The following is a 13207-nucleotide window of genomic DNA, read 5'->3' as shown; positions in this document are numbered from 1 at the left end:
AACAGGCATGCACGACATGCCAAGAGGCTTGGCCATGGCTCAACACAATGTCGCCCCCGCCCCCGATCAGGCGTTCGAAGATCGCACCTACCGCAAGGTCATCTTGCGTATCCTGCCAGTCCTGTTGCTGTGCTACATCGCAGCCTACCTGGACCGGGTCAACATCGGCTTTGCCAAACTGAGCATGCTCGATGACCTGCAGTTCAGCAACACCGTGTACGCCCTGGGCGCGAGCGTGTTCTTCTGGGGCTATTTCCTGTTCGAGGTACCGAGCAACCTGCTGTTGCATCGCTACGGCGCGCGCTTCTGGATCGCGCGGATCATGCTGAGTTGGGCGATCATTTCGATGGCCGTCGCGTTCACCCAGCCGTTGGCAGGGTTTTTCCACGTCGAGTCCAGCACCATGTTCTATGTGCTGCGCTTTCTGCTGGGTATTTGCGAGGCTGGTTTTTTCCCTGGAGTAATCCTGTACCTCAACTACTGGTTCCCGACTCATCGGCAAAGCCGAGTCATGTCGGGCTTTTTGATGGCGATGCCTGTCAGCCTCACCCTCGGCGGCATGCTGTCGGGTTGGCTGATGACCCGAATGGATGGTTGGCATGACCTGGCGGGGTGGCAATGGATGCTGCTGATCGAAGGCTTGCCCTCGGTGATCATGGCCGTGGTGGTGTTCACCTGCCTGTGCGACAACATCGACAAGGCTGGTTGGCTGTCGGATGCGCAAAAGCAATTGCTCAAGGCCAACCTGCAACAGGAGGAACACGGTAAGGTCTCGCGGTTGGGCGATGTATTCTTCAACCCGCGAGTCTGGTTGCTGGTCTTGATCCTCCTGACGTTCAATACCGGTTTCTATGGCTTGGCCTTCTGGATGCCGTCGATCATCAAGAGCGCGGGCGTGACCAGCAGCCTGGAGATCGGCTTGTTGACCGCCATTCCTTACAGCGTGGCGGTCATTGCGATGTTCCTGAATGCGCGCCATTCCAACCGTACGGGCGAGCGCCGCTGGCATGCAGCGATACCTGCGTTCATCGGCGGCTGTGGTTTGATGCTCAGCGCCGCGTTCGCAGATAACGTCATGCTGTCGATTGTTTTCCTCACGGTTGCCGCTTCTGGTGTGCTGAGCCTGATGCCGATCTTCTGGACGCTGCCAGGCACCGTGTTGTCGGGAGTCGCGGCGGCGGCGGGCATTGGCATGATCAACGCGATTGGCAACTTGTCCGGCTTCACCGGCTCGATGATCACGGCAGTGGCGGAGAACCTCACTGGCAATATCAACAACGGCACCTACGTGCTGGGCTTGTGCCTATTCATCAGTGGCATGCTCATCCTGGCGATACCTGCTGCAATGCTGAAGCGGTCCGGCGTCGAGCGACGTACGCAAATGGAGCCGGAGATGGCATGAGCACCTTGCATACCAGGACGCCGAGGCCGGTGCTGTTGATGCTTACGCAATGGGGAAAGCGTTCGGCTAGGCGTCTTGCGTGATCTGCTGCAGCCATTCCCTTGGGCTCGTGCCTACCTTTCGGCGAAAGGTGCGGGCCAGCGCTGACGGACTTTCGTAGCCGACCTCATCGGCAATCAGGGCGATGGGGCGGCCTTCGCGCAGGCGCTTTTGCGTCAGGCTGATTCGCCAGTTCGCCAAGTAATCCGCGGGGGTGACACCGACGGTCTCGCGAAAGTGCGCAGCAAAGCTTGCGCGTGACATGCCTGAGCGATCCGCCAGCTGCGCCACGGACCAATTGCGCTGTGGCTCGTTGTGGATACTCACCAGCGCGCGGGACAGCTGAGCATTGGCCAACCCGGCCATCATCCCCGAGGCAATGCTGCGGCTGGCGATCAGATGGCGAAGTAGCTGGATCACCATCAGCTCGAACAGCCGATTGAGGATGACATCCCGTCCACATTCGTCGCCGAAGGCCTCTTCGAACAACCAGTCGAGGGTGCCATCGAGGCCCTGCAATTCGCGCAGTGGCTTGATGATGAAGTCCGGCAAAGCCAGGGTCAGCGGATTATTGGCACCGCCATCGAACTGCAAGGTAGCGCACACCAACTCTGCTTCATCTGCCTCGCTGGCCAGCAGCTGATGCGCCTGCGGCCGCACCGCCAGAATCAGGCTGGGTTCGGTCAGCTCGGTGAGCTGGCCGCGCGCGCCGCTGAAGGCCAGACGCCCTGAACGCAGCAGATGTGCGTGGCCGAGACTGTGTTGCCCATCAAAGCCGGTCGTTCCACAGAAACCACCCTGGTGGAAGGTGGACGCGTGCAGGTTGAAGTGCTTGAGCAGTGTCGATAATCGGTCCATGGCGCACTCGAATTTAGACGATCTGTTGCAAATATTCGACGATCTGAAGCCGAAAGGATAGTCCACCTCCCTAAGATTGGCTCCAGGCTTGATCGACAAGCTGGCTAATCAACCTACTGGAGAACTACCATGACGCGTATCGCTGCTCTCTCGCTGGACCACGCTCCTGCTGGCTCGCGCACAGCCCTCGAAGGCATTCAAAAAGGTCTCGGCTTCATTCCCAACGCCTTCAAGACCCTAGCTCACTCCCCGGCTGCGCTCACGGGCTACCTGGGCCTCGCCCAAGCCTTGGGCAAGAGCTCACTGAGCGCCGCCGAGCGTGAAGTCGTTGCCCTTGCCACCTCGCAAATCAATGGTTGCGACTACTGCCTGGCTGCACACGCCTTCTTTGGTGCCAAGGCTGGTCTGAGCGATGAGGCCATTGGCCAAGCCCGCAGCGGCACACTCAGCGCAGTTGCAGCGCTGGCTCACCAGATCACCGAGAGCCGAGGCCAATTGAGCGACGAGCAGATCGCTGCGGCACGCGAGGCCGGTCTTGACGATGGCAAGATCGTGGAGGTGGTGGCACAGGTCACGTTGTTGACCCTGACCAACTACCTGAACAACATCGCCACTACCGAGATCGACTTCCCGCCGTCGGGACACTAGGAGGTACGCTGGCAAAGCGCCCAGAAGTCGGGGGGGAAACCCACTGCGCCTTACCAGGGGGACCGGATATCCTGGGGGGAATCAGGCGCAAGCGGTGGATGTCCACTGAGACATCCTGTCGCCTTGACGCTGGGCCCTGCAATTTGTTTGTGCTGGCATTTCAGATACAATCGGCGAAACGATTCAGCCATGTCGGTCAATACGACAAAAGGCTGGGTCGTTTTCTGGTTCTCTGGCTGCTGAACAATGATCAACAACAAGCCTGCGCTGAAGAACAAGCAATACCCGGGTTAGCCACAGACCCCCTTCGTTCTACTGACTGGAATTGATCAATGTTCAAGAAAGCTGGCAAGACCTTGCTGGGTCTGGCTGTCGCTGCAAGCTTCATGCAAGCGCACGCCGAAGAAACCAAGAAAGTCGATGTGCTGCTGGTCGGCGGCGGCATCATGAGCTCCACCCTGGCCGTGTGGCTGCACGAGCTGGAGCCAAGCTGGTCGATGGAAATGGTCGAGCGCCTGGACGGCGTCGCCGAAGAAAGCTCCAACGGCTGGAACAACGCCGGTACCGGCCACTCCGCGCTGGCCGAACTGAACTACACGCCGGAAGACAAAGACGGCAACGTCAACATCTCCAAGGCCATCGAAATCAACGAAGCCTTCCAGATCTCGCGTCAGTTCTGGGCCTGGCAGGTACGCCAGGGCGTGTTGAAGAACCCGCACTCGTTCATCAACACCACCCCGCACATGAGCTTCGTGTGGGGCGACGACAACATCAAGTTCCTGAAGAAGCGCTATGACGCGCTGCAGGCGAGCCCGCTGTTCCGCCCGATGCAGTATTCCGAGGACCACGCGCAGATCGCCAAGTGGGTCCCGCTGATGATGGAAGGCCGCGACCCGAACCAGAAGCTGGCCGTGACCTGGACCCCCATCGGTACCGACGTCAACTTCGGCGAGATCACCCGCCAGTTCGTCGGTCACCTCAAGACCCAGGACAAGTTCGACCTGAAACTGTCCACCGAAGTGCAGGACATCACCCGCAACGAAGACGGCTCGTGGCACGTCGAGTACAAGAACCTGAAGGACGGTACCGAGTCGGCTACCGATGCCAAGTTCCTGTTCATCGGCGCCGGTGGCGGCGCGCTGAAGCTGCTGCAGAAGTCGGGCATTCCTGAAGCCAAGGAGTACGCAGGCTTCCCAGTGGGTGGCTCGTTCCTGGTCACCGAGAACCCGACCGTGGCCATGCAGCACATGGCCAAGGCCTATGGCATCGCCTCGACCGGCGCGCCGCCCATGTCGGTTCCGCACCTGGACACCCGCGTACTGGACGGCAAGCGCGTGATCCTGTTCGGGCCATTCGCTACCTTCTCGACCAAGTTCCTGAAGAACGGCTCGTACCTGGACCTGCTGAGCAGCACCACCACCCACAACGTATGGCCGATGGCCAAGGTGGGTATCGACCAGTACCCGCTGGTGGAATACCTCGCCGGTCAGTTGATGCAGTCTGACGACGACCGCTTCGAAGCCCTGCGCACCTACTTCCCGAACGCCAAGAAAGAAGACTGGAAACTTTGGCAGGCTGGTCAGCGCGTGCAGATCATCAAGCGTGACGAAGCCCAAGGCGGCGTGCTGAAGCTGGGTACCGAAGTGGTTGCCTCGCAAGACCGCACCATCGCTGGCCTGCTGGGTGCCTCGCCAGGCGCCTCGACTGCAGCGCCGATCATGCTGCATGTGCTTGAAACCGTGTTCAAGGAGAAGGTCGCGACCCCTGAGTGGCAGGCCAAGATCAAGCAGATCATCCCGAGCTACGGCACCAAGTTGAACGATTCGGCGGCGGCTACTCAGAAAGAGTGGAACTACACCGCTGAAGTGCTGCAACTGGAGAAACCGCCGGTGATCGACCAGAGCGTCGGTACCAGCACCGGTGTGAGCCAGCCGCTGGAAAGTAAGCCCGAGAACGACATGGCGCTGTAAGCGGCAGCGTCGTGAACGAAAGCCACGGGGGGGGACCTCGTGGCTTTTTTTTTGGCTTGGGTAGGCAGTGATGGAGCCTGCAGACGCGAGTTCACCCGCGAAAGGGCCGGTGCGGGCACCGAGAAGCTCGTTCGTTCTCTACACCTGCCGCAGGATGCACCCCAGCAAGCCAGGGAAGCGCTCATCGAGCATTTCGCTACGCAGTGAATTCATGTGCGTGGTGCCGACGTTGCGCGTATGCACCAGCCCCGCATCCCTCAATACCCGGAAGTGATGGGACATGCTGGATTTTGGCCGACCGCCGTCCAGCTCGCCACAACTGGCCTCGGCCACGCCTGCCAGATGGCGCACGATCTCCATGCGCACAGGGTCGCTCAGGGCGTAGAGCACGCGCTCCAGGATGAGGTCTTCGGGGTTGGGATGTTTGTAGGCTCGCATGGTCGCCATGATAACGGGGGTTTCACAAATTGCCATAGTTCGAATATGATCGAACTATCGTAAATGTCGTTAACCCTTGGAGTCTGTCCATGTCCGCGCTGTTCGAACCCTATACCCTCAAGGATGTCACCCTGCGTAACCGCATCGCGATCCCGCCGATGTGCCAATACATGGCCGAGGACGGCATGATCAATGACTGGCACCATGTGCACTTGGCAGGTCTTGCCCGGGGTGGTGCTGGCCTGCTGGTGGTCGAGGCCACGGCAGTATCGCCAGAAGGGCGCATTACCCCCGGTTGCGCGGGCATCTGGAGCGATGCGCATGCCGAAGCTTTCGTCCCGGTGGTGAAGGCGATCAAGGCCGCAGGCTCGGTGCCGGGCATCCAGATCGCCCACGCCGGCCGCAAGGCCAGTGCCAACCGCCCCTGGGAGGGCGATGACCATATCGCTGCCGACGACGCCCGAGGCTGGGACACCATCGCCCCTTCGGCCATCGCCTTCGGTGCCCACTTGCCGAAAGTACCCCGTGCGATGACCCTGGAGGATATCGCACGGGTCAAGCAGGACTTCGTCGACGCCGCCCGCCGTGCCCGCGATGCCGGGTTTGAGTGGATCGAACTGCACTTCGCCCATGGCTACCTGGGCCAGAGCTTCTTCTCCGAGCATTCCAACCGGCGGACCGATGCCTATGGTGGAAGCTTCGAGAACCGCAGCCGCTTTCTGCTGGAAACCCTCGCCGCCGTGCGCGAAGTGTGGCCAGAGCACCTGCCGCTGACCGCGCGTTTTGGTGTGCTGGAATATGACGGTCGCGACGAGCAGACCCTTGAAGAGTCGATCGAGCTGGCGCGCCGTTTCAAGGCGGGTGGCCTGGACCTGCTGAGTGTCAGCGTCGGTTTCACCATTCCCGACACCCACATTCCGTGGGGGCCCGCCTTCATGGGGCCGATTGCCCAGCGTGTGCGCCGTGAGGCGGGTCTGCCGGTGACTTCGGCGTGGGGCTTCGGTACGCCACAGTTGGCGGAAGGGGCACTGAAGGCCGATCAGCTCGACCTGGTGTCGGTGGGCCGCGCCCATTTGGCGGACCCGCATTGGGCGTATTTCGCGGCCAAGGAACTGGGGGTCGATAAAGCCTCGTGGACCTTGCCAGCGCCATATGCACACTGGCTCGAGCGCTATCGCTGAGCGGCCCTTTCGCGACGCAAGGCCGCTTCCACAGGTGGACGCGGCCTTTGCAATGGGGATCAGAACCGGTCCAGCCGGTAAGCCTCCATCTGCGATCCCCTCTTACCCGCCAGCATTTGCGCAATCCATTGCGCCGTCACCGCCGCTTGGGTCAGCCCCAGATGCTGATGCCCGAACGCCAATATCACCCGTCCTTCGCACACCTGGTCGATCACCGGCAACGAGTCCGGCAATGATGGCCTGAAGCCCATCCATGGCGTGGCCCCCTCGATGCTCAGGTCTCGCCGGAACAACCCTTTGCTCAAACGGTGCAACTGCCAGGCACGCTGCATGCTCGGCGGCGCGTCGAGCCCGGCGAATTCCACCGTGCCGGCCAGGCGCAGGCCTTCGGCCATGGGCGTCATGATGAACTTGCGTTCGAACGAGGTGACGGCGAACGGCAACCGCTGCTGTTCGTCAGGCAACATCAGGTGGTAGCCGCGCTCGGTGTCCAACGGCACCGGTTTGCCGGTCAGCGCGCTGGTGAGTTTCGCCGAATGGGCACCACAGGCGATCAGCACCTGGCGCGCCTTGAGCTGACGTTGGGCGGTGGCCAAGGTCACGCCATGCGCTTCCAGTGTGGCTCCCACGACTTCATGGCGAGCGAACTGCATGCCACAGGATCGTGCAGCGTCGAACAGCTCGGCGACCACGCGGTGAGGGTCCAGGAAATGCCCGGTACGGGGGAAGAACAAGCCGCCCTGGATCTGCGCATTGAGCTGCGGCGCCGCCGTCTGAACAGCAGAACCGGACCAGTATTCCACCGGCACGGCCTGCTCACGCATGCGCGCCTGCAGGGCATCGAGCGCCTGCCGCGTTTCCGGTCGCTCGAACACCAGCAACGAGCCATCTTCCTTGAAAAGGTCGTTGCGCCCGATCGACCCCAGCAACCGCTGCCATGCCCCCAGGCTGGCTTCGTTCAGCGCCCGGATGCCGGCCACACTGCGTTGGAACGGTGCCGGCCGCAGGTTGAGCAGCAGGCGGGTGAACCAGGGCAAGGCCTTTGGCAGGTACTTCCAGTCCAGCCGCAACGGGCCCATCGGGTCCAACAGCATGTGGGGCAGGCGCTTGAGTATCGACAGGTCGGCGATAGGGAACACCTGCTCGGTCGCCAGGTGTCCGGCATTGCCGTAGGAGGCGCCAAGGCCTGGTTGCTGACGGTCGATCAGCAGCACGCGGCGGCCTTGTCGGGCCAGTTGCAGGGCACAGGCGACTCCGACGATGCCGGCGCCAACCACGGCGATATCGGTTTCAAGGGTTTCGACCATGGCTAGCTTTCCCGTCTACCGTCGAGCAGGCGGCGCAACTGCAACGGATTGTCGTGCTTGAGTGCCGGCGGCAGCAGTGCATCAGGCATGCCCTGGTAGCACACCGGGCGCAGGAAGCGCAGGATCGCCGCAGTACCGACCGAGGTGCTGCGTGCATCGGATGTGGCCGGGAACGGCCCGCCATGGACCATGGCATCGCACACTTCGACGCCGGTCGGCCAGCCGTTGACCAGAATGCGCCCGGCCTTGCGTTCAAGTGTCGGCAGCAGGGCACGTGCGCGGCCGATATCGGCATCGTCCAGGTGCAGCGTGGCGGTGAGTTGGCCCTCCAGGTGTTCGGCAACCTGGCGCATCTGCTCGTCGTCGTCGCAGGCCACCACCAACGAAGCCGCGCCGAACACTTCTGCCTGCAACGCCGGGTCGGCAAGCAATGCACTGGCCTGGGTGATGAACAGCTGCGCCTGGCACTGGTTCGGGCCAGTGTGCGGCTTGCCGCTGGCCGCATGCTGGGCATTGGCGTTCGCGGCCAGGGCGCCGACGCCGGCTTCATAGGCGGCGAAGATGCCAGGGGCGAGCATGGTCTGTGCGTCCGCCTGCCGGAGCTGCTCGCTGGCTGCCTGGATGAAGCGTTGCAGGGCCTGCCCCTGGCGAGCGATCACTAGGCCGGGGTTAGTGCAGAACTGGCCCGCGCCTTGGATCAACGAGGCGACGAAGCCTTGGGCCAGTGCCTCGCCACGGGCTTGCAGCGCGGCTTCGAACAGGAACACCGGGTTGATCGAGCTCATTTCCGCATAGACGGGGATAGGTTCCGAGCGCGCCTGGGCAGCCTGGCACAAAGCGATGCCACCGCTGCGCGAGCCGGTGAAGCCGACAGCCTTGATACGCGGGTCGCTGACCAGGGCGATGCCGACTTCACGGCCTGCCCCGTACAACAGCGAGAACACGCCCTCGGGCAAGCCGCAGTGTTTCACGGCGCGGGCCACGGCATGGCCGACCAGCTCGCTGGTACCAGGATGGGCGCTGTGGGCCTTGACCACGACTGGGCAACCAGCGGCCAGTGCCGAGGCGGTGTCGCCACCGGCAACCGAGAAGGCCAGCGGGAAGTTGCTGGCGCCGAACACCGCCACCGGGCCCAGGGCGACCTGGCGCTGGCGCAGGTCGGGGCGTGGCAATGGCTGGCGCTCGGGCAGGGCGTTGTCGACACGCACGTCCAGCCATTCACCTGATCGTATGACCCGGGCAAAGGTGCGCAGTTGGGTGCAGGTTCGACTGCGTTCGCCCTGGATGCGCGCCTTGGGCAAGCCCGTCTCGGCGACGGCGCGGTCGATCAGGGCATCGCCCAATGCTTCGATCTGCTCGGCGATGGTTTCGAGAAAGCGGGCGCGTTGTTCCAGCGTGGTTTCGCGATAATCGTCGAACGCTGCCCAGGCCAGTGCACAGGCTTGAGCCACGTGCTCGCCTGTGCCGCCGGCATACGCCGGTTCCAAAGCCTGGTGGGTGGCAGGGTCGATGGCGCGAAGCGCTTCGCGGCTGCCGGTCACGGCGTTTTGACCGATCAGCAGGTTACCTGTCAGGTGCATGGGGCTTCCTTCGAAATCTGAATCAGAGCTTGGGGCGCGATGCGCCGCGAAAGGGCTGCGCAGCAGCCCCCCTAGAGTCACGCAATGTTCTGTTCGGCCGACCAGTTGGCGTACCACTGGCGGAACAGCGCGTATTGTTGTTCGGCATAGTTGCGCTGGGCGTCGGTGAGTACGTCGGTTTCGTTGAAGTGCAGGGTGTATTCGCTGTCGCCGTTGAGCACCATCAGGTGCTTGTAGTACAGCACCAGGTCGCACCCTTCATCGAACGACGACAGTACCGCCAGCGCCGACTCCAGCTCACGGGCCAGGCGACGGGCCTTGGCGTCGCCCTTGGCGGCCTGCTTGCTCAGGCTCACCAAGTGCAGCACTTCGCGGGGCAAGGCATTGCCAATGCCGGTGATAGCGCCCGTGGCGTTGCAGTTGACGAAGCCATGTACCACTTGGGTGTCGACACCGACCATCAGGGTCACGTCGTCGTCCTTGGAGGTGATGTGTTCGGCAGCGTAGCGCAGGTCGGCGCCGCCGCCGAACTCCTTGAAGCCGATCAGGTTCGGGTACTCGCGGCGCAGTTCGAAGAACAGGTCGGCACGGGTGGCGAAGCCGTAGTAGGGGCTGTTGTAGATGACCGCTGGCAGTTTCGGCGCAGCCTGCAAAATGGCGGCGAAATGGTGCTTCTGGGCGATCAGCGAGGCGCCACGGGACAGCACCCGTGGAATCACCATCAGGCCGGCGGCACCGACCTTGGCGGCATGGGCGGCGTGCGACACCGCTTCACGGGTATTCACCGCACCCGTGCCGACGATGGTCGGGATGCCGGCCGCCACCAGGCGCGCAACGCCTTCCTGGCGCTCGGCCTCGGTCAGCAGCGGCCAGTCACCCATCGAGCCGCAGTACACCACAGCGCTCATACCGGCTTCGATCAGCTCGCGGCCCTTGCGCACCAGCGCATCGAAATCCGGTTTGCGCGCGGCGGTGCAGGGGGTCATCAGGGCAGGCATGCAGCCGGTGAAGATGTTGTCGGTCATGATAGTCACTCCTAGCGGTAATCAGGTGTCGAGGGTTGAAGCCGGGGCGGTTCAGATGCCCCAGGCGAAAGGGTCTTGTTCGTCGATCAGCAGGGTGGCGTCGGCGGTCATGTGGGCGCGACCGGTGATGAACGGACGGATGCGCTCGCCCTCACGCTCGAAGCGGCCCTGGAACTGGCTGCCGGTGATGCTCGCCTGGGTCCAGGTCTGGCCTTCGGCGAGCTTGCCGTCGGCGGCCAGGCAGGCCAGTTTGGCGCTGGTGCCGGTGCCGCAAGGGGAGCGGTCGTAGGCTTTGCCGGGGCACATCACGAAGTTGCGGCTGTCGGCATTGGCGTCGTCGGCGAACAACTCCACATGGTCGATGGGCGCACCGTCTTCACCGGTGATACCGCGCGCTTCCAGGGCCTTGAGCAGGGTCCAGGTGTAGTTGGTCAGGGCCTCGACGTTATCCAGCTCGATGCGTTGGCCGTGCTCGGACACCAGGAAGAACCAGTTGCCGCCCCAGGCGATGTCGCCGTGCACTACGCCGTAACCGGGCACTTCGACTGCGACCTGCCGGCGATAGCGGTAAGCGGGTACGTTGCCGACGGTCACGGCGCCGTCCTCGTGCAACGTGGCGCTGACCTGGCCGACCGGGGTGTCGATCTTGTGCACGCCGGGTTCGATCAGCCCCAGGTGCTGCAGCGAGGCGACCAGGCCGATGGTGCCGTGGCCGCACATGTTCAGGTAGCCGGCGTTGTTGAAGAAGATCACCCCGCAGGTGGCGTCAGCCGATACCGGTTCGCAGTACAGCGCGCCGACCAGCACATCGTTGCCGCGTGGTTCCAGCAGGCAGGCGCGGCGCCAATGGTCATGCAGCTCGCGCAGTTCGTCGCGTTGCTCGGCCATGCTGCGGCCACTCAGCGAGGGGAAGCCATTGATCACCAGGCGAGTCGGTTCGCCGCCGGTATGGGAGTCGATGACATGGATGCGTTTCATGGTCGTGTCCATTGATGGAGGGCCAGGGTTCAAGAGGCGACCGCGACAGGGCGGTGGCCAGGGTGCGGTTCGGCGCTGGCTTCGCTTTCGTCGTCACCGTCCAGGCGCACCAGGTGGGCCGGCACGCCGGTCGTGGCACCCCAGTGGTAGATGCCCAGCGCGCAGGCGGCGACGACCAGGGTGTCCATCGGGTGCCCGATGACACCCAGTCCGCCGAAGCTGCCGAGCCAGGACAGCAGGATGGTCACGGCGTAGAAGCCGATCAGCCAGGCGGACGAGCGCACCTGTTGGCCAAGCGAGAGATGCTGGGTGGGCACGAAGCGGCCGCACAGCAGGTACAACACGAACATCACGATCTGCAGGGCCAGCAACCACGACACGGTTTTCCAACCCGACCAGTAGACGATCAGCGCGGCGATGATGAACGACAGAGGGCCGAGCACACCCATGCCCTTGACCCGGAAAGGACGGTGCATGTCCGGGGCGTTGCGGCGCAGGGCGGCGACCGAGACCGGAGCTACGGCATAGCTCAGAACCAGAGCGGCCGAGACGACGTTGATCAGCGCTTCCCAGGATGGGAACGGCAGGGTCCAGAATACCGACAGGCCGAAGGTAAGCCACAGCGCAGGACGTGGGATGCCGGACTGTTCGTCGATGCGGGTGAAGACCTTGAAGAAGGTGCCAGTCTGCGCCCAGCCATAGACCACGCGTGGAGTGGCGTTCATGTAGATGTTGCCGCAGCCGCTGGGCGAGATCACCGCGTCGGCCACCACCAGGTAGGCCAGCCAGCCCACACCCAGCGCCAGGGCGATATCACGGTAGGGCAGGGCCAGTTCCTTGGTCACGCCGGCCCAGCCATTGGCCAGCATCTCGGTCGGAATGCTGCCGAGGAACGCCAGTTGCAGCAGCACGTAGATCGCAGTGGACAGCAGCACCGACAGGATCAATGCGATGGGAATGGTGCGCTGGGGGTTCTTCACTTCGCTCGCGACCGAGATGATCGGCGTCAGGCCCAGGTAGGCGAAGATGATGCCACCGGCGGACACTGCCATTTCCACGCCCGACAGTCCGAACGGGGCGAAGCCCTGGACCTCGAAGTTGGCTGGCTTGAAGAAGGTGAACAGCACGCCGATCACCAGCAACGGCACGATGAACTTGAACACGCTGACCAGATTGTTGGCCTTGGCGAAGGTCTTAACGCTGCGGTAGTTGAGCAGGAAGAACACGCAGAGCAGGCCGAACTGCACCAACCAACCGAGGAGCGTCGGGTCGCTCGAGCCGGTCTTGGTCAGTTCGGGAAACCATGCTGCCGCGTATTGACGCGAGGCGACCACCTCGATGGCGACGAGACTGGAAAATGCGATCAGGGTGATGAACCCCATGAGGTAGCCGAGCAACGGGCCGTGGGAGTAAACCGGGTAGCGCACAACGCCTCCGGCGCGGGGCAGGGCGGCACCCAGTTCGCAGTAGACGATGCCCAGCAGCAAGACGGCGAACCCGCCGAGGAACCAGGAGAAAATACCGGCAGGACCGGCGATGGCCGATACGTGGCTGGCGGCGAACAGCCAGCCTGAACCGAAGATGGCGCCAAGGCCGATGAAGGTGAGGTCGAGCAATGACAGCTGTTTCTTGAATTTGCCTGACATGGGTTCGCCTTTTTGTTGGTTATTGGATAGGCAGGTCTGATGTCACGATGTGCGGCTTTTCTGGCCGCGCTCTTGTAGGTGTGGTGCGGCTTGCGTGGGGCATAGAGTGGACTGGGGGAGGGGATGGGTTCTTGA

At 62.9% G+C, this 13207-nt stretch carries 11 protein-coding genes; 4 read left to right on the top strand and 7 right to left on the bottom strand.

What is annotated here, in order from left to right:
- The first annotated feature begins 34 nt into the window (after nt 1-34).
- On the top strand, nt 35-1402 hold the full coding sequence (locus P3R38_RS18640) for an MFS transporter (RefSeq protein WP_023381790.1): 1368 nt from the start codon (nt 35-37) through the stop codon (nt 1400-1402).
- A gap of 66 nt (nt 1403-1468) precedes the next feature.
- On the opposite strand, the gene P3R38_RS18635 is transcribed toward P3R38_RS18640, so the two are convergent.
- Complete coding sequence (locus P3R38_RS18635) at nt 1469-2299, bottom strand: AraC family transcriptional regulator (RefSeq protein ID WP_023381789.1); 831 nt, start codon at nt 2297-2299, stop codon at nt 1469-1471.
- A 129-nt stretch (nt 2300-2428) separates the two neighbouring features.
- Here P3R38_RS18635 and P3R38_RS18630 point away from each other — a divergent pair, with 129 nt between their 5' ends.
- Together P3R38_RS18630 and mqo are read left to right on the top strand one after the other, a co-directional pair.
- Complete coding sequence (locus tag P3R38_RS18630) at nt 2429-2947, top strand: peroxidase-related enzyme (RefSeq protein WP_023381788.1); 519 nt, start codon at nt 2429-2431, stop codon at nt 2945-2947.
- Nucleotides 2948-3279: 332 nt separating this feature from the next.
- Nucleotides 3280-4917 carry a malate dehydrogenase (quinone) gene (mqo, locus tag P3R38_RS18625; RefSeq protein WP_023381787.1) on the top strand — a complete coding sequence of 546 codons (1638 nt, stop codon included), beginning with the start codon at nt 3280-3282 and terminating at the stop codon, nt 4915-4917.
- Between the two features lie 138 nt (nt 4918-5055).
- Here the strand turns inward: mqo and P3R38_RS18620 are convergent, their stop codons facing one another.
- Nucleotides 5056-5391: a helix-turn-helix domain-containing protein gene (locus tag P3R38_RS18620; RefSeq protein WP_023381786.1), complete on the bottom strand. Its 336-nt coding sequence runs from the start codon at nt 5389-5391 to the stop codon at nt 5056-5058.
- A 53-nt stretch (nt 5392-5444) separates the two neighbouring features.
- Here P3R38_RS18620 and xenA point away from each other — a divergent pair, with 53 nt between their 5' ends.
- The gene (gene xenA, locus P3R38_RS18615; RefSeq protein ID WP_023381785.1) at nt 5445-6536 is read left to right on the top strand and encodes a xenobiotic reductase XenA; all 1092 of its coding nucleotides are present in this window, start codon (nt 5445-5447) and stop codon (nt 6534-6536) included.
- Between the two features lie 59 nt (nt 6537-6595).
- On the opposite strand, the gene P3R38_RS18610 is transcribed toward xenA, so the two are convergent.
- From P3R38_RS18610 to P3R38_RS18590, 5 genes are all read right to left on the bottom strand, one after another.
- Nucleotides 6596-7843 carry an FAD-dependent oxidoreductase gene (locus tag P3R38_RS18610; RefSeq protein ID WP_277686492.1) on the bottom strand — a complete coding sequence of 416 codons (1248 nt, stop codon included), beginning with the start codon at nt 7841-7843 and terminating at the stop codon, nt 6596-6598.
- A gap of 2 nt (nt 7844-7845) precedes the next feature.
- Nucleotides 7846-9423 carry an aldehyde dehydrogenase (NADP(+)) gene (locus P3R38_RS18605; protein ID WP_186598944.1) on the bottom strand — a complete coding sequence of 526 codons (1578 nt, stop codon included), beginning with the start codon at nt 9421-9423 and terminating at the stop codon, nt 7846-7848.
- Nucleotides 9424-9500: 77 nt separating this feature from the next.
- Nucleotides 9501-10448 (bottom strand): dihydrodipicolinate synthase family protein, encoded by a 948-nt coding sequence (locus P3R38_RS18600; RefSeq protein WP_023381782.1) that lies wholly within the window; start codon nt 10446-10448, stop codon nt 9501-9503.
- A 51-nt stretch (nt 10449-10499) separates the two neighbouring features.
- Entirely contained in the window at nt 10500-11426 is a 927-nt protein-coding gene (locus P3R38_RS18595) for a 4-hydroxyproline epimerase (protein ID WP_027907419.1), read from the bottom strand.
- 29 nt (nt 11427-11455) lie between these two features.
- Nucleotides 11456-13072 (bottom strand): APC family permease, encoded by a 1617-nt coding sequence (locus P3R38_RS18590; protein WP_023381780.1) that lies wholly within the window; start codon nt 13070-13072, stop codon nt 11456-11458.
- Between the last annotated feature and the right edge of the window lie 135 nt (nt 13073-13207).

Source organism: Pseudomonas sp. NyZ480 (assembly GCF_029537255.1).
GTDB classification, from domain to species: Bacteria; Pseudomonadota; Gammaproteobacteria; order Pseudomonadales; family Pseudomonadaceae; genus Aquipseudomonas; species Aquipseudomonas taiwanensis.
The sequence above is the reverse complement of the archived record's forward strand: the minus strand, read 5'-3'. Positions and strand labels throughout refer to the sequence as shown.